The sequence below is a fragment of the Cerasibacillus sp. JNUCC 74 genome (assembly GCF_053667775.1).
Window position 1 is genome coordinate 223,970 of the sequence record NZ_CM132207.1, and the last position, 25,428, is coordinate 249,397.

Consider the following 25,428-nt stretch of genomic DNA (forward strand, 5'->3'; position numbering starts at 1 on the left):
TTTATTCCCCTAAAAATTTTTCTTTAAAGGACTCGAGTTGAAATTCAAGTGTGGATGCATCATTGAAATAAAATTTTTTCCCATCAATGACGAATACATTTCCTTTTTTTACAGCCGGGATACTTTGGAAAATGTCTGATTTTAAGTATGATGTATCTTTCGCACCGGATTGATCACTAATAATTAAATAATCACCAGCAAATTTTGGAATTACTTCTTCCGACAGTGCATAATATCCGTCTTTTAAGGCGTGTTTCTTCACAGACTCCGGCATTTTCAGCCCCATTGCTTGATATAAAATTTCTGTACCTCTACCCCAGTTATTACCAAATACATACCATTGTTTATCAAATTTTTCGATTACCGATACGGTTGCATCTTTGCCGATTTTATCTTTGATTTGTTTACCTACTTCAGCAGTTTCTTTCTTAAAGTTTTCTACCCACTCGCGTGCTTCTTTTTCTTTATTCACTAGCTTTCCAATTTCAATATGTTGTGTTAAATAATCTACTTTTCCATAAGTATAGGTGACGGTCGGAGCAATTTCTTTTAGTTTATCCAAGTTTTTTGTGGTAGATAAACCAATGATTAAATCCGGTTTTAATTCGATTATTTTTTCTAAATTATCTTCTGAAACGGTTTCAACATCTTTTAATTCTTTAAAACGGGGATTATCTTTTGCCCATGAATCAACTCCAACCACATTGACTCCAAGTTTCAATAAATCACCAGTAAATTGACTTAGTACGACAACACGCTTTGGATGGGCCGGAACTTTGATAGGATCGTTCTCAGATTCATATGTGATCGTATCTTTTTCCGTTTTACTTGATTCAACATCTTTGTTCTTTTCTTCGTTCGTATTACAAGCACTAAGTAAAAGAATGATACTAAATAGCAGTATGAATAGTCTTTTCATGATTGTTTTTCTCCTTTTGTTTTACAAGATCATAGGTCATACACATCGGCTTTCCTGTACGTGGGTCTTTTCCAATCTCGCCATCAATTTCATACACATGTCGCAACATTTCCTTTGTAAATACTTCCTGTGGACTGCCGGATTGAATAATTTGACCTGCACGCATGGCGATTAAAAAGTCACTAAAACGAGCAGCCTGATTAATATCATGCAGTACCATGACGATCGTACGACCTTCTTCTTTATTCAGTCGTTCCAATAATTGTAAAACATCCAGTTGATGTGCCATATCAAGATATGTTGTTGGTTCATCGAGTAAAATAATATCGGTCTCTTGTGCTAGAGCCATTGCAATCCATACACGTTGTCTTTGTCCTCCAGATAACGCATCAACCGTTCGATGTTTAAACGGTAAAATAGCAGTTACTTCCATTGCCCAATGAATAGCTTCTATATCTTGCTGTTTTAATCTGCCAAATCCGTTTTGATGTGGGAAACGACCATAAGATACTAATTCCCCAACCGTTAACCCACTTGCACTATCCGGTGTTTGCGGGAGAATTGCCATTTTCTTTGCGACGTCTTTTGTCTTCATGGTTGCAATTTGGGAACCGTCTAAAAGTGCCGTTCCCCCCTCGTATGGAATAATCCTTGTAATTGCTTTTAACAAAGTAGATTTTCCACAACCATTACTACCAATAATAGAAGTAATTTGTTTATCGGGAATTTCAACGGATAAATTATCGATAATCGGTTCTTTACCATAACCAACGCTTAAGTCGTTCGTCGCTAAACGAGACATCATATACTCACCTCTGCTTATTTTTCACCAACTAAATTTGATAATGACCATTGAATAATGCAACGGTTGATAATCGGCTACAGTTTTTGCAAAACTTATCCCGTATCTAAGGTGCCGTCAGGCTCTTACTGCAAGAATTTATAGAGAATACGAAAAGTAAAGTCTAAGTATGAGATAACGGCACTAAATGCCCGATTCGTTTGGAACAACAGGACTAGAGATACTGCTAATAGACATCGCACGCAGAAAAATGTTTTTCTTTTCAAGGATAAGGAAAGCTTCTTGAATAAGCATCGCGATTTTTCAAGAACAGAAGCTTCCCCAGCGATACACCGCAGTTTTTCAAGGACAAGAAAAGCAATTGTCGGTGCACGGTTTTTTCAAGAACGCACGAGATTATAGCCTTTGTTCTACTTCTTATAAGTAGTGAATAATGCAAATCCGTATTGAATAAAGGTTCACCTTATATTAAATTTATATATCAATAATTGATAATGATTATCATTAACAAATGATATATTCTTTTCCCATGATTGTCAATTACTTTCTAGTGAGAATACGACATAAATTAAAGTAAAAAATACTTTAGAAGTTCATAACAATAGTTTGATATTTTTCACTTTTAGGCAAAATATTTAGTATAAAAGGTTGAATCATTTCTTAAAATAATGTACGATAAATGCAACTGATAATCATTTTCACTTGCGAGGAGCATTTGCATGGTACATATTCCTGATTCAGATCTTTATGATGTCACGATTATTGGAGGAGGTCCCGCTGGTTTATTTTCCGCATTTTACAGTGGACTTCGAGAAATGAAAACAAAAATCATTGAGTACCATTCTTTTCTTGGTGGTAAAGTTCATGTTTATCCTGAAAAAATTGTGTGGGATATCGGAGGACTGCCTCCTATTCCTGGACAACAATTAGTAGAAAATTTAACACAACAAGGACTCACATTTGATCCTGAAGTGGTACTGAATGAGGAAGTTATCTCTATAGATAAAAATGAGGAAGGTATATTTATTATAGAAGCAGCATCAGGAAATAGTCACTATTCCAAGACAATAATCGTTGCTGTTGGCGGCGGTATTTTAAATCCTAAACGGTTACCACTTCATAACGCAAGAGATTTTGAAGATACCAATTTACATTACGCTGTTAAGTATCTGAAAGACTTTAAAAATAAACGCGTGCTTATTTCTGGTGGTGGTAACGCTGCAACCGATTGGGCAAAGGAATTATCAGGCATTGCAAAAGAAGTATATATTGCTTGCCGTAGTGATTTTTCCTGTCATGAATCTCAAATTACATATCTCAAAAATAATTCTGTCGTTTGTTTTACACAAACAGAAATAACGAAATTAGAAGCTAATCGTGCTGGTGACCGTATTGAGACAGTTGAACTCAGAAACCGAGAGTCTGGTGTTGTCCAGCATTTACAAATTGATGAGGTAATTGTAAACCATGGCTATGAGCGGGACACATCATTACTAGAAAACAGCCCACTCGATATTCAAATTACGGATAACTATTTCATAACTGGATCAAGCAGCAGTGAAAGCTCTGTTCCTGGTTTATTCGCTGCTGGAGATATTTTACACCATGATGGAAAACTGCATCTAATTGCTGGTGCTTTTCAGGACGCAGCAAATGCAGTTAATCAAGCCAAGCTTTACTTTGAACCTGAAGCAACCAAAACTGCAATGGTATCCTCGCACAATGAAAAGCTTTATAAGAGAAATGAAAGGATTGTTGAAGATTTATTAAAAGAATAAAGTAATGTAAAAAACTTGGAGATTGCCAAGTTTTTTTATAATCCTTGTAATGTTAAGCCATGAACGAACAAGTTACGAACTAAATTCTATGGAGGTAAATGATACACATAACCTTAGATTCTTGCTTGTTTCTCACGATATAATACTAAACTTTAACAATAATATATAGAACACTAGGGGAGCTATAGCTGAGAAGAGGAAACTCTGACCCTTTGAACCTGATGCAGTTAAAGCTGACGTAGGGAAGTGACTACTATTGATACACCTGTAATGAGATCACTACCTTAGTGATCTTTTTTTGTATGAAAATTATAAAATTCTACAACTGTGGATAAACAACTTTTTAAAAGTAGTTGCCGCCGTCTAGATTAAGCGCTTTTTTCTGCTTATAAGGAATCTCAAGGGAGGCCGACTAAAAGCGGGCTTGCCGCCAAACGTCGGCATACTTTGTTTTAGAGGCATGTTTTTTACCCCAGATGTAAGAAACCGTAATTTTTTCATTTCAAAAATCTGCTTATGATGTTGTATAATGTTGAGAAAAATGGCTTCTAGACCCCTGAATTGTTTGGGGAAACAGGACAAGGAAAGCTATGTAGCGGCGCATAGCGGTTTTTCAAGGGGAAATTCGTTCCACGGAATGATAGTATCACTTTATCTCGTCAGAAGCTCTATCTTCTGTACATCACTAACCTGAGCGCTTCTAGCTTTTGTTCGATGTTGGAAAAATCATCATGTCGTTGATCAAACTTTAAATATAAGGAGTTGTTTTGGTATGGATATAAAAGAACAAGTTGTCTTGGTTACAGGAGCAAGTAGAGGGCTTGGAGCAGCTATTGCCAAAGCTTTTGGGAGAGCTGGTGCAAAAGTAGTTGTCAATTACTTTACGAATAAGGAAAAAGCTGAAGAAGTGGTTGAACAGATTGGAAGGGATCATGCTCTTGCTATTAAGGCAGATGTTCGTAATCAGGAAGAAGTAAATACAATGTTTATAAAGGCGAAAAGGCATTTTAGGAAACCAATTTCAACGATTGTGAATAATGCACTTATTGATTTTACATTTAGCGGTGAGTTACGTAATGAGTTAGATTCGATAAAGTGGAGTGAGTTCGAAACACAATTTGAAGGAAGTGTAAAGGCTGCGTTCCATACAATGAAAGCAGGAAGAGCAGATATGGTCAAGCAAAAGTTTGGGCGTATCATTAATATTGGAACGAATCTTGTGCAACATCCAGTCGTTCCCTACCATGATTATAATTCTGGAAAAGCTGCATTACTTGGTTTCACTCGATCCATGGCTAAAGAGCTTGGTCCAGATGGAATTACAGTGAATATGGTATCTGGTGGTTTGTTAAGTAAAACAGATGCGAGTGCTGAAACTCCGGATGCCGTTTTTGAGCTGATTAAAGAAGGTACCCCTCTACAAAAAGTGACAACGCCCGAAGATGTCGCTGATGTTATTCTATTTTTTTCCTCTCCATGGAGTCGAGCTGTAACAGGACAAAATCTGGTGGTCGATGGCGGGTTCGTCATGGATTAACAAATTGTATACTATTATTATTAAAGCTTAGTCATTTTTTGTAGATTTATCCCTTACTATTTAGAATTTACCATCTGGATAAAATAGATAGAAGCCGTACTATTACTGCTTTATGAAATCCGAAACTAGCACAAAGTGAAGGATATGATGCTAGTATAGTTTCATGGACACATCTAAGTTAAATTTTATACAATGAATTTCAAGGAGGATGTGTCCCATGAGTACCAGAAATAATGGCAAACGATATAACGATGATTTTAAAAAGATGGTTGTTGATCTTTATCAATATGGAAATTCTGTAAAAGATTTAAGCAGCGAGTATGGCGTATCAGATGTAACTATCTATAAATGGATTAAGGATTTAACTCCAATTGAAGGAACTGACGGTAAGGAGATCACTCCAAAAGAAGTCGATGCCATTGAAAAAGAGAACCTTCGTTTGAAACAGGAGCTTGAAATCTTAAAAAAGGCTATGGCCATATTCGCTCGAAAGTAAGTGACTCAGAACTAACTGAATTTATTACAGAACATAAAGATGATTATCCCGTTCGTACCATGTGCGAAATGCTTGATATACCGAAAAGTACCTACTACCAATCTTTGAATAAGACCGAGTCGAATCGCGATCATGAGAACCGTGAGTTCACGGAAAAGATTGTCCGGATTCATAAAGAAAGTAAGAAACGATATGGTGCGCCAAAAATACATGAAATCCTTGAAAAACAAGGTTACAAAATCAGTTTAAAGCGAGTTCAACGCTTCATGAAAAAAGCTGGTATCCGTTCTATTATCGTTAAAAAATTCCGTCCGACACCCAGTAAAGAAAAGGTGGAAGAACGAGAAAATATCATTAACAGAGACTTTTCTACGACAACAATCAACCAAAAATGGGTTGGCGATATCACGTATATTCACACACTGCGTGATGGCTGGTGTTACCTTGCGTCTGTTTTAGACTTGCATTCTAGAAAGGTGATTGGGTACTCATTTGGACGTTCGATGACGACTGAATTGGTAGAGAAAGCTTTAGAAAATGCTTATGTCACACAGAAACCTAATGATGGCGTCATGTTCCATTCCGATTTAGGTTCACAATATACAAGCGATGCCTTTGCAGAAAAGATTCAGAGCTATAAGATGACGCACTCCTTCAGTCATAAGGGAAGCCCCTATGACAATGCTTGTATCGAGTCTTTTCATGCAATTTTAAAGAAAGAAGAAGTAAATCATGTACAATACTTAGATTTCAACGCTGCGAGAGTAGAGTTATTTAAATATATCGAAGGTTGGTATAATCGTAAAAGAATACATGGCAGCATTGGCTATCTGACTCCACAAGAGATGGAAGATTCAGCGCTCCATCAAGCAGCATAACTGCACCAATTAATATTAGAACACGGCTTTACTTGGAGAGGTGGGCGTGGTAGGCTTTTGCCTAGCGTGTTTTACTAACCTTTCTTCTTTCGCAAATCACCACACCCACAGAGGATCCATGTCAAGTCTTCACATATATATTTAAGTAAAGCTTCAAAGCGCAATAAAAAGTTAACTTTTTTGTGTCCTAAATATTGACGTAGATCCAATAAGTTTGTAAAAGTATAAATGAATTGTACAAGACCCTGAAAAGGTAACATTAAAAACGGTTGAAATTTTACATGCAAACCGCTAAATTACTCAATTTATTTGGCGATAAGAACCGCTTTAACTTATATCTTTGTGTCATTTAAACTATTTAGTGGGAGATAACTTAAATAATTCATTAATATCCTATTAAAATATGTTATAAAATACGATTTATTTAAAGAAAAAACAGCTTTCTTTATGTGTCCAACATATGGAAGGCCCACTATAAAACAAGTTCCAAACGGTGGTCCTCCTCAAAAGTTAGATTTTTTACTCTAACCTCTGGGGGAGTATCGACTGTCGGAGCTTGTTTACATAGATAGGCAATTATCTTCATTATACCCAAAGCATCTGACTGTAATTTTAGTGAGGGGAATATGGCTTCAGATATTTAATAATGATATGAATACAGATAAAATTAGTAAAACCACTGGCATACCTGATTGGGAAAGAGGATCTTTTGCACGGATATGTGTAATAATAGCAAAAAACATAATAATTGTTATCCAAATTCCTGACAGGACAGCCACAATTGGATACCATATTCCGACAATCAACCCGATAGCTCCAATCCATTCAAAAATTCCTGTCACAATTCGAAACCACTGTGGCAATCCAAAATGGTTGAACCCTTCAACCATTTTTTCGGAAGTGAATTTCATCAAACCAAACATAAAAAAACCTAATGCCAAGATGATTTGTAAAATAATTGCTAACATAATAATAGTGCCTCCATTTCTCATATTACATTATAGACCGTATAGTATTTAATGGAAGTAGGCACTTAAAAGTGGTATAGTATCAAAAAAGATACTTAAGGGGATGTGTGTATGCAAGACAATACCTGCAATGGTGTTGAAGTTGCTATAGAAGCGATTGTAGGGAAATGGAAACCGATAATTTTATATCACCTCATGGAAAATAAAATTATGAGATTCAATGAATTAAAGCGATCTATTCCAAACATAACGCAAAAAATGTTGACATCACAGTTAAGAGAACTCGAGCAGCATAAAATCGTGCACCGAAAAGTGTATCCACAGGTACCACCGAAAGTTGAATATTCTTTAACGGAATATGGTCAAGAAGTGATTCCGATCTTGAAATCAATGCAGAAGTGGGGAACATCCCACAAAAACTATTTGCAACAATCATAACAACATAAATAAATGTAAAGTAATTTTTGCCCTTCTCACAGAATAAGAAGGGCTATTTTTAGTTTTATAACAAATTTACTGGTTCTAAAAATATCGAAAGTATAGAAACAGTTAAAGAAAAAGGCATTATGTATAAAACATTCAAAGGACACGTAGCATGTTAATCTTCTTTTATACGTATGGACCACTTGAATTCTTTGAACGCATTTTTAGCAAATTCGTTTCCATATTCAATAATACAGTCACTTACCTTATTTAAATTTTTTCCAAACAAGGATGTTTTTTAGTGTCAGCTATGCGGTATAGTCCATGCAGGTAATTCATTGCTTCTCTAATTAAAAAACTGTCTTTTAGTTTTAATAGCACAGAAATCACTTCAGGGATACTCTCAAAAGCTTCTTCAGAAGTAAGGTTTTTTTAGTGATTTCTTCATAACAATCACTTAAATACCATTCCTTATCTTCTGTTTTATTTTCCCAACTTTGAATGCATCCCATAGTTTCAATATTATCTACAATATAATCACGTATTTATTCTTGAGTTTAAAGTCATCGAATTTTATGTTCACGGCACCACGCAACTGCACTCATAACACTTTCCTTCCAGGCATCATACGACTCTTTCCATTCTATACTTTTATTCACTAAAGTCGTTCGACAACATTCAAAAGTATTGCTAAAGAGATTATGCATGGATGACCTTCATATGTGGATATCTGGATAGCGCTTGACGAATGTGGGCATGTCTGAATAAATGTCCATTGCAACGGACATATTAAAAAAAAAAAAGCACAGATATATGTGATAAAATGAACTTAAAAGAAAGGAGGGTAGATAAACAAGATGTATTTAAGTGAGCGAGAACAGAGCATTATTGATATATTGCTTCAAGAAAACGCTTATATTCCTGCATCAAAAATTGCTGACGCATTAAGTGTTTCTACAAAGACAGTCTATCGAACCATAGATAAAATAAATAAAGATTCCGGTTCTCAACCATTAATTGATTCCAAACTTGGTGATGGATTCAAATTAAATTATGAAGAATATGTAAGAAAGAAATCAAATAAAGATGGTTTTGTTAAAAACTTTACGCCGGTAGAGCGAAGAAACCAGATTCTTATTGATTTACTATTTAGATCACCAAATCCAATAAAAACGACAGACATTTATAATAAATACTATGTTAGTGAGACAGTTATTTATAATGATATCACGATGCTTAATGAAAGACTAGAAAATGATAACTTAAATATATTGAGAAGAGGTAAATATCTTTCAATAAATGGAAATGAGGTTGATATAAGGAAAGTACTAATTAATACGATTAATATTTTTAATTTAGATCATCTTTTATCTAAAGAAAGCCTTAATCAATCCGATACAGAATTTATCATTTCGAACATAAATAGAATGGAAAGCCAACTAAATGTTACGATCCCGTATCCATATAATATTAATATCTTCTCGCATCTCTATATATTAATTAACAGATTTAGAGAGGGAAAAGTAAATGTAGAAAAAATGATAGATGAGCTGAATAAACCCTATAGAAATTTAATTCAAGAAAATATGGAAATTTTTGAGTGGGCAAAGGGCATCATAAGAAATATTTCAGATTACTTGAATATACACTTACCTGAAAATGAAGCGTGGTATTTATTTCAATATTTATTGTCGTCTCGTCTGTTAAACAATAATAGTAAAGAAAACATACAGATACGCAGAGGAATAGAAAGAGAAATAACTGAATTTTATATAAAAGAAGCAGGTAAAGCTTTGAGCAAAGATTTTGATAAAGATATTGTATGGGAAGAATTAATCAATCATATAAGACCAATGGTCAACCGGATGAAAAATAATATTCAAATAAAGAATAATTTACTGGAAGAAATAGAAATAGAGTACGAAGAACTTTTTAGTATTATTAAAGCCATTTCAAAAAACGCGGAAAATAAGTTTAAATTAGGAAAAATCAATAATGATGAGAATGGTTATTTAACTATATACTTTGCTAAATACCTGGAGCAAATGTTTGATACGAAGAGAATCGTTATTATTTGTACTAGTGGGATCGGGACTTCCGAATTACTAAAAGTAAAGGTAAAAAAGGCGTTTCCAAATATTGAAATAGTGGATGTTCTTTCGACTACAGATTTTATTGATCACTATAATACGTATAATGATGTTGATTTTGTTCTTACCACAGTAAATTTGGAAGCGCTTGTAAAGGAAGCCCCCATATTAAAGGAAGTACCTATAATATTAGTAAGTCCTGTTTTTGGAGATAGAGACAAAGAGATAGTAAGTACCTTCATAAAAAGTAAATAATATAGGAAAGGTAATGGGACTTGAATGTTTAAACTAAATGAGGATTTAGTTATTTTGTGTGACAAACCGGTTAATAAAGAAAATGTTATTAAAAAAATATCATTATCATTATATGAACAGGGTTACATTAGCAATATGGAACTTTTTATTGAACATGTACTCGAAAGGGAAAAGGCAGGATCGACATATATAGGAAATAATATAGCGATGCCGCATTGTGAATCAGCAAGTGTCGAATCAAATTCCTTTGTTATTTTTAAAAGTAACCAGCCCCTTAGTTGGAATGAACATAAAGTAAATATTGTAGCTTTGTTTGTACTCCATCCAAATAGCAGTTCTTTGGAAAAGCAATATTACAAGAAATATATAAAAGCACTTGGTGACGAAAAAATAGTAAACGATTTGAAAAAAGCTAACGATAAGGAGAAGATCGTTATGTTATTTGAAAGTTAATAAAGGTAAATTTTAAAGAGAGAAGGATCTTTGATGTATTTTAATAAAGAAATAGTATTGTTTAATTTTGATGAAAGCTCTAAAGAACAGGCTTTAAGGGTCTTATCAGATTATTTTATTAAACATGGTCTAGTTACATCAGATTTCTATGAAGGAATAATATCCAGAGAATCTAATTTTCCGACCGGATTATTTGTTAATGGAACTGGTGTTGCAATACCGCATACAGATAGTGAAAAAGTAATACATCCTCAGATTGGGTTTATGTCACTAAAAAGGCCTGTCAAATTTAGGGATATGGCCAATAAGGATAATGAAATAGATGTATCATTAATTTTTATGCTGGCATTAAAAAAATCGGATGAACAGTTGTCGATGCTGCAAAAGCTTGTTGATCTTTTCCAAAACGAAAGATCAGTCAATCAATTAAAAGAATGTACGTCACGGATTGAATTTAAAAACATAATGAAAAATGCAGGAATAGAATAAGGCTCTTTAAAAAGGAGGAGTTTCGATGCAAGTCTTTCAACAGGTAATTCAATGGTTTGTTGATTTAGGAGCAAGTGTCATGCTTCCAATTATTTTCTTGGTATTTGGCTTGATTTTAAGGATAAAGCCAGGGAAGGCCTTTAAATCTGCTTTAACCATTGGGATTGGCTTTATTGGCTTGAACTTAGTCATTGGTCTTTTGACTGATAACTTAGGTCCAGCCGCTGAAGCAATGGTTGATAATTACAATTTATCGTTACAAACAATAGATGTTGGTTGGCCGGCAGCATCAGCGATTGCATATGGTACCCTTTTGGGAAGTATGGCAATAATTGTCGGTATTTTAGTAAATGTCGTATTACTTTTATTTGGATTGACCAAAACGTTGAATGTTGATATTTGGAACTTTTGGCATATTGCCTTTACAGGATCAATCGTATATGCAGCAACAGCAAGCTTTTCTTTAGGTATTTTCACCATGATTACGCATTCCATGCTTCTCTATTTTATGGCGGATAAGAGTGCAATTTATGTTCAAGAATATTATCAGTTACCTAATATGTCATTTCCGCATGGTTCTTCGACGCCGGGTTTTCTTTTGGCATTACCATTGAACTGGGCTTTTGACCGAATTCCCGGTTTAAATAAAATAAATATCAGCCCTGAATTAGTTCAAAAAAGATTTGGTGTTTTTGGTGATACAACGGTTTTAGGTTTTATTATTGGAATAATTATTGGGTTATTAGCTGGTTATGATGTTAATAATACTTTAAATCTGGGTGTTGCAACAGGTGCTGTCATGTTGCTTATGCCTCGGATGGTTGCTTTATTAATGGAAGGGCTTACCCCCATTTCTGAAGCCGCAAGTAGTTGGGTGCAAAAAAGATTCCCCGGTAAAGAATTATATATAGGAATGGATAGTGCATTGGCTGTTGGTCAATCATCCGTTTTATCTGCTTCGCTATTATTGGTACCGATTGCATTACTGTTAGCAGTCATTTTACCTGGAAATACGGTACTGCCTTTAGGCGATTTAGCCACGATTCCTTTTATGATTTGTTTAATGGCGGCAGTCTTTAAGGGAGACATATTTCGTACCGTGATAGGAGGGGCATTATATATTGTTACAACACTGTATGTGGCATCTTGGGCAGCTCCGCTCATCACCAAGTCCGCAGTAGCATCCAACTTTGATTTAGGAGGAAATTCCTCTATAAGTGTATTAAGTGATGGCGGTGCATGGACGACCATTTTATTTAGCGGTTTGGGAAAAACTTGGTTAGGGATCGGCTTCATTTTCGTTGTTGTCTTATTTGCCTTGATTTACCAAAGCAAGATCAAAGGCAGTAAAAAAATAGAGTCTTAACGCTTGGGTAAAAACAAGATTGGTAAACTTCTATATTAAGGGTTTACATGGAAATAGGGTTTGGAATTTATAAGTTAAAATTTATGGGAGGAATTTAAATGAAAAAATTATTAATTATGTGTGGAACAGGAGTTGCAACATCAACTGTCGTTACAGGCAAAATAAAAGATTGGCTTAAGGAAAACAATTTGGAAAATACAGTGAAGTTATTCCAAAGCAAAATTTCAGATGAAATAAATAGTATTGACAATTATGATGTAGTCATTAGTACAACCATTGTGCCTGATCATCTTAAAAGTAAGGTGATTAATGGGGTCCCTTTATTAACCGGGGTCGGCAAAGAGGACGTTTTTATTCAACTTAAAGAAAAGTTAATAAATTAATATTTTCATTAACAGAATACTAGAAAGGAAATTTTCAATATGATTAACTACAATTTTAAAAAACCGGTTTTTATTGTAAATCCTAAATCATATCTTTACGGAGATGATTTATTAAAGCTAGCTAAGATTTCTAATAGATTGGCAGAAAAATATGATATTGACATACTATTTACAGGTCAATTAGTGGATCTGCCAAAGATAATTGAGAATACAAATCATTTAATCATTACCGCTCAACATATGGATCATTTAACACCGGGAAGAGGTATGGGTCATGTTCTTCCGGATGCTTTAAAAAATATCGGCGTGAAAGCTGTAGTTTTAAATCATGCAGAAAATCTGTTAACTTTATCCAGCCTAGATAAAACAATACGAAGAGCTGATGAATTAGGACTTATTACAATTGTTTGTGCTGACACGGTACAACAATGTAAGGCAGTTGCAGAGTTAGAGCCTAATATGATTATTTGTGAACCAACCAGTTTAATTGGAACCGGTACTACGAGTGAATCGTCTTATCGAAAAGAAACAACATCTGCAATCAAACATGTGAATTCAGATATCCTGGTTCTTCAGGCAGCAGGTGTAAGTACCGGAGAAGATGTCAGACAAGTTATCCGAGAAGGTGCTGATGGTACTGGCGGAACAAGTGGAATTATTAAGGCTCCTGATTGGAAAGCAAAATTAGAAGAAATGGTAAGTAGTTTATAAAGGAGCGGTACGCTTCGATTGTTTAATCCATAATCCAACATTTAAAACACATCATACGTACTATTTTGCTTAGTCCAATCATTATTAAATAAACAGCAATCACCCATTGCACGGAGCATATACTCTTGGTGATTGGAGGAAACAGTGTGAATTCGATGGAAAAAAAGTACTCCAAGCGGAATCATTGCAGGTGATTTAAGCCTCTGAAGGAAAAGATGTAAGAATACAATATGGCTTTCTGGAATCAACAAACACCAACAATACAGAGGCAGAGCTCATTTTGTTCAATTGAGCCGCACACGACACATAAAGAAGCTTTTCTTGTCTCCATCTTGTGGATAATATACAGGACGAAGGAATGTACGGATAACAAGGAGAAATTGTATATTTTTTTACCAAATATATTCAATTTGGTTGTTAGGATGAATAACAATAAGTTGGAATATTCTGTATTATAGGTTTAGCCAACCATTTATAATTAAATATTTGAAAGAGAATAAGAACATTTGGAAGATATTTCAATGATATATAGGAGGAACATAAATGATTGTTTATAACGATACGTTAATCATAACTTCAGTAGGAAATAGAGTTTCATACCATGAAATTACAGATCAAATTAGGGAAATTGTTAAGAAAAGTAAAGTGAAAAACGGCTTATGTGTCGTTTCTTCACCACATACAACTTGTTCTGTATTCTTTGAGGAATATTCACATGATAGGAACTATGCGGGTGATGAATATCTTCAAGTTGATTTAAATAATGTTTTAGAGAAATTGGTGCCTAGATGCCTTTCGGAAGGACAGTATTATCATCCGGGACCTGAGCATACAAAATTCGGAATAGAACTGCCAAAAGAAGAAATGAGCACCGAGGGCACAGATTTAGTCCCGGATAAACGGTCGTTATTAAATACAGAGGCTCATATAAAAGGTACACTGATTGGCTCTAGTGAGACGTTTATTATTGAGGATTCAGAACTGCAAATTGGAAAAGTAGGTTACATTTATTTTGTAGATTGGGATCAGAATCGAGAAAGAAATAGACAATGCAAAGTGCAAGTTCTTGGGGAATAATGAACCAAACCTTGAAACTTCAATCAAAGGAGAGCGGGCTTAATGCTAGTTACGTTAAAAGAAATTTTGGAGATCGCGGAAAAAAGAGATTGTGGAGTTGCAGCAATAAATACACCCACATTTGAAAGTCTAGTTGCTGCCATAAGGGTAGCCGAAAAAAATAATGCTCCGATAATTATTCAACATGCACAAAGCCATGAATATATTAACCAAATAGAAATGATCGGACCAGCTATGGTTGCCTTGGCCAAAAATGCAAGTATACCGGTATGTGCACATGTTGATCATGGTGAATCCATAGAGTATCTGGAGAAAGGTTTAAAGCTTGGATTTACATCCATCATGTATGACGGATCGAGACTAACATATGAGGAGAATGTTAAAAACACGAAAAAGGCGGTAGAACTAGCTCATAAATTTGGTGCAAGCGTGGAAGGCGAACTAGGTATGATGGCAGGAAATGAGCTGGGGGAAGATTCACCAGATGATAACGAAGAAAGTTATTATACGGACCCACAATTAGCCCATCAATTTGTAAAAGAGACAAATATAGACGCATTGGCAGCTTCTTTTGGTACAGTTCATGGATTTTATAAAAGGCAACCAAAATTAGATTATGAATTAATAAAGGAGATTGCTGAACTAACAAAATTACCATTGGTCATGCATGGGGGCTCAGGCCTAAGCCCGGAAGAATATAAACGATCGATTAAAAACGGCATAAGAAAAATTAATTATTATACGTATGGCGCTAAAGCTGGTGCAGATGTCACTAAGGACTTTATCAAGAATAATAAGGCAGTTTTATTTTCTGAAATATCACGTGTGGCACAAGATGCTATGGAAAAGGATTTTCAACATATCATAGATATTTTTTATTAAGTCATCGTAAAAGTGTGTCCTGAAGAGTTTCTTGTACGGAAAACATGGAGAATTTACGCTTTGTAAGAGATGAGGAAAATCTCTTTGAATCGGTATTTGGGTACAGGTTTCAAGCTGCCTTGAATGAGAAAGCATCGCAGTCACAATCGCACTAATATAAATTTGGAATGGTACGTAAAGAATAATGATTTTTTAAAAAGGAAAATAGCTCAAAAAGGTGAAAATGACGTCCCAAAGAATGTTAAATCAGCATTCTTGGGACGTCATTTAGATGCTAATTAGTCAAAGTCGGACTTTTTAGTAACCCATCTTAGCGATCATTTTGCCTCCTAATCTGTGTAAAAAATTCTTTTTTTATCGACACGTTTGTACGTATGGGTCCAAAATAATTGCTTTGTGCTTGAATAAGTTTCGCTAGTTGGAGAACGTAGCTGTCATAAAAGGATAGTGATGAGCTAAAGCATAGTAAGGGTAAACGGTTTTCCATACTTTTTATAGTAACTAGCCTTAAAGCTTCTTCATGTTATTAGCCTTGAGAGTGCATGTAATACATGTATTAAGTTTGGATTCGATTTATAAGCTCCACTTCACTATTATGTATCCTATTTTTTGCTAGACTTGATCCCATAACTCTCCAAAAATGCCGATTGTATTTTTCAATGTATGCAAATCATTGCAAGTTTGAGTATTAGTTAAACAAAAATACTTAAAAGCAAGATAAATCCAAGACCTAAAATGGAGATAATCGTTTCTAGTAATGTCCAAGTTGAAAATGTTTCTTTTATTGTTAAACCAAAGAATTCTTTAAACATCCAGAAACCAGCATCATTAACATGGGAGGCAATAAGACTTCCTGCACCAGTAGAAAGAACCATCAAAGCAAGATTAACATCAGACCCTTGCATTAATGGGATAACTAAACCAGCGGTTGTTAATGCAGCAACAGTTGCTGAGCCCAATGCAATCCTTAAAACAGCGGCAATCATCCAAGCTAATAGGATTGGTGAAATGCTACTATCTGAAAAAATGTTGGCGACAGCATCTCCTACTCCCCCATCAATTAAAACCTGCTTAAATACACCGCCCCCACCAATGATAAGGAGCATCATACCGATAGAACGAATCGATTCCTCAGCTGAATTCATAACTTGTTTCATTGGAATACGTCGGGCAATTCCCATCGTATATACCGCAATCAAAACGGAGATTAGTAGAGCTGTTGTAGGTTCACCGATTAATTGGATGATATCAAAAAGGATATTGTCCGAAAGTTTCCATATATCTTGTAAGAGCTGGATGATTGTTGCTATTGCCATTAAAATGACTGGAAATAAAGCCGTCATTACACTGATACCAAAACCAGGTGTTTCCTCTAGTTTAAAATCCTTAACTTCGCCTACAGAATCAACACTTCCAGTTTTTAAAAAAGCATCTGGGACTAACTTTTTCGCTAAGCTAGTAAATAAAGGACCAGCAATCATTACAGTAGGAATTGCAATGATAAGTCCATATAATAAAACCATTCCAATATTTGCTTCATACTGCTGGGCAATGACAGTTGGTCCTGGATGTGGTGGTAAGAAACCGTGAGTGACTGATAACGAAGCAGCCATTGGTATACCTAAATATAAAATAGACACTCTTAATTGCTTGGCAATTTGATAAATAATTGGAATAAGTAAAACGAGTCCGACCTCAAAAAACAAAGCAATACCAATAATAAATGAGGCAATGACAACAGCCCATGAAATATTCTTTTCACCGAATCTATGAATCAATGTCATTGCTATTCGCTGAGCACCACCAGCATCTGAAACTAATTTTCCTAAAATAGCGCCAAAACCAAAAATTAATGCAATACTGCCCAATGTCCCCCCCATACCAGCTTTAATTGAAGATACAATTTCATTAAGTGGCATGCCTAAAGCTAAAGCAACTAAAAATGCTACGACTACTAATGAAATAAAGGTGTTCAAATGTAACTTCATAATTAAAAACAATAAGACAATGACTCCTAAGGCAACAATAAGTAAAGGGAATAAGTTATCTGTAAATGACATAGGATTTGTGCTCCAATCTATTTTTTAGTTGAACGATTGCTACAAGGTTAATTGCATTTATCCCGCATTAAGGTGCCGTAAGATTCCCAATTAAGATCTTGAGTGATACAAAGGGTCTAAGCGGTAGTTAACGGCACCTAAATGCCCGATTCGTTTAAGGGCCTTTAGGTCATACCCCCTGAGGTACTAACATTCAGTAGGAAATGGAAGAAAACTCCTACTGAATGAAGTTTCACTTTATTGTTTTTCTTTTTTTTGAAAGGCAGCGAGTTTTTGGTATTCTGATTCTAATCGTCTTGATATGTTGATAAAAATAGGAATCAGCTCTCTGTAAACGTTTTTATTTTCGGGATTTGGTTGATGTGTATAAGTAGTACCAATATGATCGTTGAAGACTTCAAAAGAGTCTATTTTTTTCTCAGCATATAACCCTAAAAGACAAGCGCCTAAACATGAGGATTCATAGCTTTCGGGAATAATAACGTCATGATCAAAAATATCAGCCATCATTTGTCGCCATACTTTAGAACGCGAGAATCCACCTGTTGCTTTAATGGAGGTGGCAGGTGTATCCATCACTTCTGTTAAAGCTAAGAACACCGTATATAAGTTAAAAATAACGCCTTCTAGAGCAGCCCGAATCATATGCTCCTTTTTATGATTTAAAGTGAGTCCAATAAAAGAACCTCGAACATCTGAATCCCATAGAGGTGCTCTTTCACCCGTTAAATAGGGGTGGAACAGAAGTCCATTGGCACCAGGATTAACGCGTTCTGCAATTCGAGTTAAAACGTCATATGGGTCAATTCCTAGACGCTTTGCAGTTTCAATTTCACTTGCTGCAAGTTCATCACGTATCCAGCGTAACACCAAACCCCCATTGTTTACTGGACCACCAATAACCCAATGATCCTCTGTTAAGGCGTAACAAAAGATTCGCCCTTTTGAATCTGTTCTTGGTTGAGGGATAACAGTCCGGATGGCACCACTTGTTCCTATCGTGACAGCAACGTCCCCCTCTTTTATCGCGTTTACTCCAATATTTGAGAGTACACCGTCACTAGCTCCTATGACAAAGCGTGTGTTTTCCAAAATCCCCATTTCTTGGGCAAATTCAAGATGGCAACCTGTAAATGATTCTTTTGTTGAAACGAGACGTGATAATTTTTCTTCTGTAATATTCGCAATTTCTAGGGCGCTCTCTTCCCATGCCAATAATTGAAGATTCATCAATCCCATAGCGGAGGCTATTGAGTAGTCAACAACATATTCATTGAAAAATTTGTAAAAAACGTATTCTTTAATACCGATGTACTTTTTGGTTTTTCGCGCAATATTTGGTTTTTCATGTTCCATCCAAGCTATTTTACAAAGTGGGGACATAGGGTGGATGGGTGTCCCTGTTTTTAAATAAATCTCGTGTCCATTATGTTTATCTTTTATTTTTTTAGCCCATTCAGAGCTTCTATTATCAGCCCAAGTGATACAGCGAGTTAATGGCTTGTCCTTTTCATCTATTGCAATAACACTGTGCATCGCACTGCTAAAAGAGATAAAGGATAAATCCTTAGGGTCTATTTGTGAATGTTGCATTACATTGGTAATGGATAGAAGAACTGCTTGGAATATTTCTTCAGGGTCTTGTTCCGCGGTTGAAACATCAGGCGTGTATAACTCATAGCCGTTGTTGTCCTGGCTTATAATTTCACCCGTTTCACGAAAAAGAACCGCTTTTGTACTAGTCGTTCCTATATCTACGCCAATCATATATTTATTACGATCCATTAAATTCCCTCGCTTTTTTCATCATCTCTGGGTCAGTCCATAAATCTTCTGCTTTGTTTTGAACATCATGAAAGTTTTTAAAAAAAGCTTCTTTGATAAGCGTTTTTTCTTTCTGTGCCAGGGCTTCAATAATAAGTTCGTGATTTTTAAGAATACGATTAAAGTCTTGATAGTCTACTCGGCTTCTATATCGCATCGATAAAATAATCAGACACTCCATGACAGGTCTTAAATGTGTCCATACCATCATAATTTGCCTATGATGAATAGATTTAATAATGGTTTCATGAAATTCTATATCTTTTAAAGAAAATTCATCAATATCTTTATACTTTATCGCTATTTTCATCATTTCCAGAATTTTATTTAGTTCGTTTAGTAGTGCATCGTTTTCTGAATTTAATAAACGCTGAACAACAAAGGATTCAATCATTAATCGAATATCATAAATTTCTTCAATATCCGTTTCTGAAATGCCAATCACTGTTGCTCCCATTCTTTCTAAGCGAATTAACTGTTCTTTTTCTAACACTTTTAGAGCCTCCCTTACAGGGGATCTACTTACTTGATATTCTTTTGCTAATTGATTTTCTGATAAAACGGTTTCTTTTTGGATATCTTGAGAAATAATTCTCATTCTTAATTCGGTAACGAGTCGCTCTCCCATTGATGAAGAAAAAGCTAAGCCTTTTTCAGGGTAGAATTTTTTAGATGTCATATCTCTCCTCCTATTTACAGCTAAAACAATCAATTGAATACTTGTATACAAGTATAATATCACAGGAAAATAACTTTGTAAACGGATTCACAAATGACTCTTTTGAGATTATTGTAAAATTGTTGTACCTTTTAAAAATTTGCTATACTTTATTTTAAATTGGCTAAATAGCTTTAGAGAGTAATGACGGCAGATCTGGTTCATTATAGCTAGCAAATAGTTCGGCAAATGCATTCATGATGTGAGTAGGTAGTCAAATGATTGCTATATGGTATTGAGCATTATTATGATTTTATTTATTGCTGGTTTTATAGGGGGGGGAATTTATCGAGTGATTTGCTCTTCTTTATTTACGGATTTGTTTTTTTGTACCATGAGCTTTACCACTATTTTATTACCTAGGTAGAAATGTGAAATTTTAGGGTTAAAATATTTCAACAAAATAAATCATCTAAGAGGTTCGGATCTAGCTATGATAAACACAATATCCAACAAAATTTATTTGACCAACAAATAATTCTTTACGATTAGATTGGACAGCCTCTCCAATCTAATCGTAAAGGAATAAGTCACAGTTAAAATACACAAATGGTTATCACCAAACTTTTAAAATGAATTACTGATTTGAATAAAGATAATATACAAAGAAACTAACATTAAAAGCTTTTATCAAATAATTCTTGTATAAAGTTTAAAAAAATGGACAGGTTCACCTTTATGAAGTTGACTCTAATAAGAATTGGGGCTGAATTGATAGAGTATACTTTTTCCTTCTTTTATACAACGCTAGTTAGGCGGTATAGCTTATTGACCTGACTATTTATTATTGATTGAAACAACCTCTACTACCAATTGTTGTCCTGGTGGATAACATTACATAAATTGGCATAAAAAGGGATATTTTTCGTCTTTATAATAATATGTGGGATAGCGATCTTCACCTTGATTACGTTGTGGATGGAAGGGAATACAATCATATCATCGGACAAACAGATGGACATGGCAAATGGTTTAGTTGGAATTTAGCGTGAACTAATCGATGACGAAAGATAATTCCAAGAGTTATCTTTGATGGCATGATAAAAGTTATTTAAAAATGCTTTATGACTATGTTGCGATAGTTTCATCAACTATCGTAAAAAGGGCTTTATTATACCGCTGATTAATTTTTAGCGTCTGACAATTTTTTTGCCTCTTGAGCTATTTTTCTTCTTCTTGTTTATACCTTCTTGTGGTAAGATAAGACAACAGGAGGTAGAAGAATGCAATCATTCGTCAAATTCAGTCATTTTATTGGGAAAACTTTTGCCCTTTGGGTACTTCTTGTGGCAGTTGTCGCATTTTTCATCCCAGAGCAATTTTTATGGATTAGCAAGTACATATCCATTCTGCTTGGGATTGTCATGTTTGGTATGGGGATGACATTGTCTTTAGCAGACTTCAGTGAAGTAGCTCGACATCCAAAGAGTGTAGTTATTGGTGTTGTTTCACAATTTTTATTAATGCCACTCATCGCGTACGGTTTAGCAAAAGGTTTAAACTTGCCGCCTGAAATTGCGATTGGTGTCATTCTTGTTGGTGCATGTCCAGGTGGGACTGCTTCTAATGTCATGACATTTCTGGCAAAGGGTAATACAGCGCTTTCCGTAGCTGTTACAACTGTATCGACATTACTTGCTCCCTTGTTGACGCCTGCTATTATCTATTTCTTGGCAAGGGAATGGCTGGAAGTGTCGGCATCTAGTATGTTCATGTCTGTTATAAAAATTGTTTTGTTGCCAATTATTCTTGGTTTAATTGTCCAACTATTCTTAAAAGAACAAGCGAAGAAAACGGTCGATTTGCTGCCTCTTGTTTCTGTAGTGGCCATCGTGCTTATCATGGCAGCGGTTGTCGCAGGAAGTAAAGAGAAAATTGTCGAGTCGGGCTTACTAATTTTTGCGGTCGTTATTTTACATAATGGTTTCGGGTATTTGATCGGGTTTTTCATCGCAAAACTGTTTAAGCTTCCCTATAATGATCAAAAAGCGATTTCCATTGAAGTTGGAATGCAGAACTCCGGATTAGGTGCAGCATTAGCGGCTGCTCATTTTAATCCGATTGCAGCAGTACCTAGCGCTATTTTTAGTTTTTGGCATAATATTTCCGGCCCGTTATTAGCCACGTATTGGGCGCAAAAAACGAAAAAATAAGTAAACGGCTCTTGCAATAGTTCTATTCTTGCAAGGGCCGTTTAAGTTTGAAGGGAAATTATATTGATATAATACTAGGTAAAAAATTAGATCCATAGATAACGAATGCCTTCGCTTAAGCCTTTATTGATATAAAAAACCTTCATGATAGATACTAGCTCAGCCAAGTTTTTAAAAGGTGCTTCTAAATCTTATCAGAAATAATACATTGAGTTTTCTTGTTGTCTAGGAAAGGATTTCCGTTTATACAAGCTATAACCTTGTTGAAAAGAGATCGCCGCCTAGCTTATGTGCTCAAGCTGAAGTAAACTTCGATTTTTTATATTTAAAAGCTTAGTATACTAAAGCCTTTTAGAGCATGTATTAATGTATAAAATTTGCCCCGAACCATAGGAAAAAGATGATCGTTACGGTATTGGCTATTAGCAGTGTAAGCGAAAGGGCTGCCATAATCTTTTTTTCTTTCCTACTGATAAAAGCTAAAAAAGTAAATAATGTGCAGGCAATGAAAGAGATAGCTATTAAAGTCATACCAACCCTTTCGCTAATCAGACTGCTAACAATCTCTAAACATAGCATCGACATGGATAAAACTATACTAGTAATCAGCGATAAATAACTTCTCCATGAAAAATATTTGTATTCCATACATACACCCCAACTAAAATGTTATAAAACTCCCAACCAGCTACCCCTTTTAAAATGTTACCACTATCAATCTATGATGTGGTAAAAAAATTCGAACTGTCAGATCTTAAGCTGCGTAAAGTTTTGTTGGCTAAGTGATAAATAAACGTAAAGAATATGATAGGTTGTGCTCAACATATAGAAAAGTTTCTTAAATATGCTGGCATAGCGGCTTTATTTTTTTCTATAGGAATCTGCTCTGCTCGCTTTTATATGATACCAAATGGGTTGAAAGCTTTCCCTTCCAATCATTTTACAATAGATATTCAATAAGCTCTAGTAAGGCTCATTAAAAATAGAATGATGAAAACAAATTCCATTAGACGGGAAGAAAGTTAGAAGAGGTAGCAATTGCCATAATCGTACCTTTCTCTTCGTTTAATGAACTATCTATTTTTTTAGCTGCAGCAATAGCAGCAGCTGATGATAACTCTAAATGAATTCCTCTTCGACTAGCTAATTTTTGAGCAACTTGAGCTTCTTGGTCAGAAACAACAATAGCACTGCCATTACTTTCTTTAACTGCTTGAATCGCTTGGAAGGTAACGGTTTGACCATTGATTGAAGTAAGTTCAGTAGTCCCATCGAATATACTCGTATATGGTTGTTTAACGCTGGATGGTCCCTCCGTCTGTTTGCATTGCCGAAGCTACCATTGAGCATAAAGTGCTCTTAATAAGAAATTAACTACTTTTAATCTAATTTTCATTTTACATTTAAAGTATCATGTTATGGTTGCGAAGTACAAAATAATAATTATACTCCATTATCTAACCATCTTTTTTGAACATCCTCTTATATGCTATTATCATACATAATAAGATTGACCTACCATAGAAGGGATTTAGAATATGAGTCACTTAATCAATCAATTTACGATGGATTTTACGTTTACAACTAATAAATCAATGATTGAAAAGAAGAAGAAAGACTATGCTAATGTTTACCGAATAGATGGTGAATTAAAGCTAGAAGTTAATGGAGAAGTGTTTTTTCAAGAAGATATAGCGATATTAGAGTTTTATTTACAGTTGAAAAAGTGGTTCAGCAAAAAAGTTAATAATAGCTTTTATTATCATACTTTAGAGGTAGAGGATGATGAAAATCCAATCATAAAATTTGTCGCAGTGGGGGACAATTATTCTCTTTCTTCCCCTTGGAGCCAAGGAAAGCTTGTTTATATAATCGAAGCAAGCCTATTAGAGAAAACTGTAGAAAGTTTTGTGGAAGATTTTTCCGAAAAATTAGATAAACATTTTAGCTTGAAAACAAAATGGTTTGAATAGGCAGTAATGTAAAGATGTATTTTTAACTCATTAGGTTTAGCTAAGTGGTGTGCGTTTAGATTAAATCAAAAATGAGGACGATGAGTGAAAAATTTATTTTCCTAGTCGGGAGGTTAAAAGAGAGTCCATATGACGAGCTTGACTGTGGATAAGTATGAAATTTGCTCCTCTGTAATTTGGAGTCTGGTTTGATTACACCTTGGGAGATACGCTCAGCAGCGTTTTAATTATACAGAAAAAGCCTGATTGAACAAGGCAATGAATGCTATCAAGAAAATTTAATCTAAAGAAGAAATTCCAAAATAACGGAAAGGTTTTACTCTAACAATTACTTCGAGCATACTCTAAGCAGAAGCTTGTCGTTTGTTTAGTTTTAGATGTAGTTATCTTAAAGAAAGTTTATTTTACATATATTATGGTAATAAAAATATTTTCACAAAATCTATAGAAAAACAGGTGATCCTATGACAAACATCATACCAGAACCACATCGTTATGCCGTGTGTGCCCCGGAAGACACTTCGATAAGAAAGTTTTATCAAGGAGTGTATGAAGAAACTTTTCTTTTTTTTCATCCATTTATAAAACCGAAACGAACTGGAAGTGAGGAGATTAGTTTCCGCGATTTTCCAGATAAAAATGAAATAAAAGATACATTTGAAGTGGTCACGTGGAAAAGATTTTTAAGCTTATCAGGTATTACAAATGTTAAGCAGCTTGATATCGGACTGAGGTCGAGCATTTCTGGTTTAACAAATAGCGCCAAGGATGACGAGATGGCTAATCTTATTCACAGAGTCTGTATAAAGTATAATTTGTTGCAGCCAGGAGAGGGCCAACTTCCTGACATACTGATAAATAGTCTATTTAATAGTATAAATCAGCTTGGTTATGAATGGATATGGTGTGGAGATGAGTTTTGTACGGAACGTAGGCTGGAGAAGATTTCAGATTTGATCAACAGCCGTAATCGATTTAGTGAGTATAGAAACTTTTTCACCCATCATAATGAGCTTCTCGTTACTACCCATTGGGATAGCCATTATTCTATGCTTTGTTCCAGTAAAAAAATAATTGAAGCCATCGTTACTGCCAGTAATTTGGAAGGATTTTATTGTGATGATAAAACAGAAATATACTGGAGCTTGCAATAGATGATGATTATAACAGCATATTACACACAATGAACTGCC

The 25,428-nt window shown here is 34.9% G+C and carries 22 protein-coding genes, 2 pseudogenes and 1 riboswitch; of the genes and pseudogenes, 16 read left to right on the forward strand and 8 right to left on the reverse strand.

Annotated features, from left to right (window positions below; all coding sequences use genetic code 11):
- Window position 1: 1 nt before the first annotated feature.
- Both JNUCC74_RS01115 and JNUCC74_RS01120 read right to left on the reverse strand, forming a co-directional pair.
- Window positions 2–919 (reverse strand): iron-hydroxamate ABC transporter substrate-binding protein, encoded by a 918-nt coding sequence (locus JNUCC74_RS01115; RefSeq protein ID WP_454066589.1) that lies wholly within the window; start codon window positions 917–919, stop codon window positions 2–4.
- The gene (locus JNUCC74_RS01120; protein WP_077319029.1) at window positions 891–1,721 is read right to left on the reverse strand and encodes an ABC transporter ATP-binding protein; all 831 of its coding nucleotides are present in this window, start codon (window positions 1,719–1,721) and stop codon (window positions 891–893) included. The genes JNUCC74_RS01115 and JNUCC74_RS01120 overlap by 29 nt, the downstream gene beginning before the upstream one ends.
- 728 nt (window positions 1,722–2,449) lie before the next feature.
- Here JNUCC74_RS01120 and JNUCC74_RS01125 point away from each other — a divergent pair.
- From JNUCC74_RS01125 to JNUCC74_RS01135, 3 genes are all read left to right on the forward strand, one after another.
- The gene (locus JNUCC74_RS01125) at window positions 2,450–3,499 is read left to right on the forward strand and encodes an NAD(P)/FAD-dependent oxidoreductase (protein WP_454067803.1); all 1,050 of its coding nucleotides are present in this window, start codon (window positions 2,450–2,452) and stop codon (window positions 3,497–3,499) included.
- A gap of 165 nt (window positions 3,500–3,664) precedes the next feature.
- Window positions 3,665–3,761: riboswitch (TPP riboswitch) on the forward strand.
- 510 nt (window positions 3,762–4,271) lie between these two features.
- Window positions 4,272–5,036 (forward strand): 3-oxoacyl-ACP reductase, encoded by a 765-nt coding sequence (locus JNUCC74_RS01130; protein ID WP_454066590.1) that lies wholly within the window; start codon window positions 4,272–4,274, stop codon window positions 5,034–5,036.
- Window positions 5,037–5,253: 217 nt separating this feature from the next.
- A protein-coding gene (locus JNUCC74_RS01135; protein ID WP_454065406.1) for an IS3 family transposase occupies window positions 5,254–6,410 on the forward strand; the annotation gives its coding sequence in 2 pieces (ribosomal slippage) (window positions 5,254–5,494 and window positions 5,494–6,410; 1,158 coding nt in all).
- A gap of 632 nt (window positions 6,411–7,042) precedes the next feature.
- On the opposite strand, the gene JNUCC74_RS01140 is transcribed toward JNUCC74_RS01135, so the two are convergent.
- The gene (locus JNUCC74_RS01140; RefSeq protein WP_454066591.1) at window positions 7,043–7,378 is read right to left on the reverse strand and encodes a DoxX family protein; all 336 of its coding nucleotides are present in this window, start codon (window positions 7,376–7,378) and stop codon (window positions 7,043–7,045) included.
- 111 nt (window positions 7,379–7,489) lie between these two features.
- Here JNUCC74_RS01140 and JNUCC74_RS01145 point away from each other — a divergent pair, with 111 nt between their 5' ends.
- The 9 genes from JNUCC74_RS01145 (at window position 7,490) to JNUCC74_RS01185 (ending at window position 15,507) form a co-directional block, all read left to right on the forward strand.
- Window positions 7,490–7,816 (forward strand): winged helix-turn-helix transcriptional regulator, encoded by a 327-nt coding sequence (locus JNUCC74_RS01145; protein ID WP_077319033.1) that lies wholly within the window; start codon window positions 7,490–7,492, stop codon window positions 7,814–7,816.
- An 842-nt stretch (window positions 7,817–8,658) separates the two neighbouring features.
- Window positions 8,659–10,146 (forward strand): BglG family transcription antiterminator, encoded by a 1,488-nt coding sequence (locus JNUCC74_RS01150; protein ID WP_454066592.1) that lies wholly within the window; start codon window positions 8,659–8,661, stop codon window positions 10,144–10,146.
- Window positions 10,147–10,170: 24 nt separating this feature from the next.
- Window positions 10,171–10,599, forward strand: coding sequence for a PTS sugar transporter subunit IIA (locus JNUCC74_RS01155; RefSeq protein WP_077319036.1), 429 nt, complete (start codon window positions 10,171–10,173; stop codon window positions 10,597–10,599).
- Window positions 10,600–10,632: 33 nt separating this feature from the next.
- A complete protein-coding gene (locus tag JNUCC74_RS01160; RefSeq protein WP_454066593.1) occupies window positions 10,633–11,088 on the forward strand; it encodes a PTS sugar transporter subunit IIA in 456 nt (151 codons plus the stop codon).
- A 25-nt stretch (window positions 11,089–11,113) separates the two neighbouring features.
- Window positions 11,114–12,454: a PTS galactitol transporter subunit IIC gene (locus tag JNUCC74_RS01165; protein ID WP_454066594.1), complete on the forward strand. Its 1,341-nt coding sequence runs from the start codon at window positions 11,114–11,116 to the stop codon at window positions 12,452–12,454.
- 98 nt (window positions 12,455–12,552) lie between these two features.
- Entirely contained in the window at window positions 12,553–12,837 is a 285-nt protein-coding gene (locus JNUCC74_RS01170) for a PTS sugar transporter subunit IIB (protein ID WP_454066595.1), read from the forward strand.
- Between the two features lie 39 nt (window positions 12,838–12,876).
- Window positions 12,877–13,548 carry a triose-phosphate isomerase gene (locus JNUCC74_RS01175; protein WP_454066596.1) on the forward strand — a complete coding sequence of 224 codons (672 nt, stop codon included), beginning with the start codon at window positions 12,877–12,879 and terminating at the stop codon, window positions 13,546–13,548.
- Between the two features lie 543 nt (window positions 13,549–14,091).
- Window positions 14,092–14,625 carry a YjbQ family protein gene (locus JNUCC74_RS01180; RefSeq protein WP_454066597.1) on the forward strand — a complete coding sequence of 178 codons (534 nt, stop codon included), beginning with the start codon at window positions 14,092–14,094 and terminating at the stop codon, window positions 14,623–14,625.
- Window positions 14,626–14,667: 42 nt separating this feature from the next.
- Window positions 14,668–15,507: a class II fructose-bisphosphate aldolase gene (locus JNUCC74_RS01185; RefSeq protein ID WP_454066598.1), complete on the forward strand. Its 840-nt coding sequence runs from the start codon at window positions 14,668–14,670 to the stop codon at window positions 15,505–15,507.
- Between the two features lie 310 nt (window positions 15,508–15,817).
- Here JNUCC74_RS01185 and JNUCC74_RS01190 read toward each other — a convergent pair.
- From JNUCC74_RS01190 to JNUCC74_RS01205, 4 genes and pseudogenes are all read right to left on the reverse strand, one after another.
- Window positions 15,818–16,015: pseudogene (locus JNUCC74_RS01190) on the reverse strand (hypothetical protein); the annotation flags it as partial.
- 184 nt (window positions 16,016–16,199) lie between these two features.
- On the reverse strand, window positions 16,200–17,567 hold the full coding sequence (locus JNUCC74_RS01195; protein WP_454066599.1) for a gluconate:H+ symporter: 1,368 nt from the start codon (window positions 17,565–17,567) through the stop codon (window positions 16,200–16,202).
- 237 nt (window positions 17,568–17,804) lie between these two features.
- Window positions 17,805–19,352 (reverse strand): gluconokinase, encoded by a 1,548-nt coding sequence (gntK, locus tag JNUCC74_RS01200; protein ID WP_454066600.1) that lies wholly within the window; start codon window positions 19,350–19,352, stop codon window positions 17,805–17,807.
- Window positions 19,342–20,070 (reverse strand): GntR family transcriptional regulator, encoded by a 729-nt coding sequence (locus JNUCC74_RS01205; protein WP_454066601.1) that lies wholly within the window; start codon window positions 20,068–20,070, stop codon window positions 19,342–19,344. The genes gntK and JNUCC74_RS01205 overlap by 11 nt, the downstream gene beginning before the upstream one ends.
- An 881-nt stretch (window positions 20,071–20,951) precedes the next feature.
- Here JNUCC74_RS01205 and JNUCC74_RS01210 point away from each other — a divergent pair.
- A pseudogene (locus JNUCC74_RS01210) lies at window positions 20,952–21,101 on the forward strand (DUF2332 family protein); the annotation flags it as partial.
- A gap of 231 nt (window positions 21,102–21,332) precedes the next feature.
- Window positions 21,333–22,262 carry a bile acid:sodium symporter family protein gene (locus tag JNUCC74_RS01215; RefSeq protein ID WP_454066602.1) on the forward strand — a complete coding sequence of 310 codons (930 nt, stop codon included), beginning with the start codon at window positions 21,333–21,335 and terminating at the stop codon, window positions 22,260–22,262.
- A gap of 1,006 nt (window positions 22,263–23,268) precedes the next feature.
- Here the strand turns inward: JNUCC74_RS01215 and JNUCC74_RS01220 are convergent.
- Window positions 23,269–23,541 carry a pyridoxal-phosphate dependent enzyme gene (locus JNUCC74_RS01220; RefSeq protein ID WP_454067804.1) on the reverse strand — a complete coding sequence of 91 codons (273 nt, stop codon included), beginning with the start codon at window positions 23,539–23,541 and terminating at the stop codon, window positions 23,269–23,271.
- Between the two features lie 259 nt (window positions 23,542–23,800).
- On the opposite strand from JNUCC74_RS01220, the gene JNUCC74_RS01225 reads away from it, so the two are divergent.
- Entirely contained in the window at window positions 23,801–24,235 is a 435-nt protein-coding gene (locus tag JNUCC74_RS01225; RefSeq protein WP_454066603.1) for a DUF7878 domain-containing protein, read from the forward strand.
- Between the two features lie 464 nt (window positions 24,236–24,699).
- Entirely contained in the window at window positions 24,700–25,389 is a 690-nt protein-coding gene (locus JNUCC74_RS01230; protein ID WP_454066604.1) for a DUF2711 family protein, read from the forward strand.
- Window positions 25,390–25,428 lie beyond the last annotated feature (39 nt).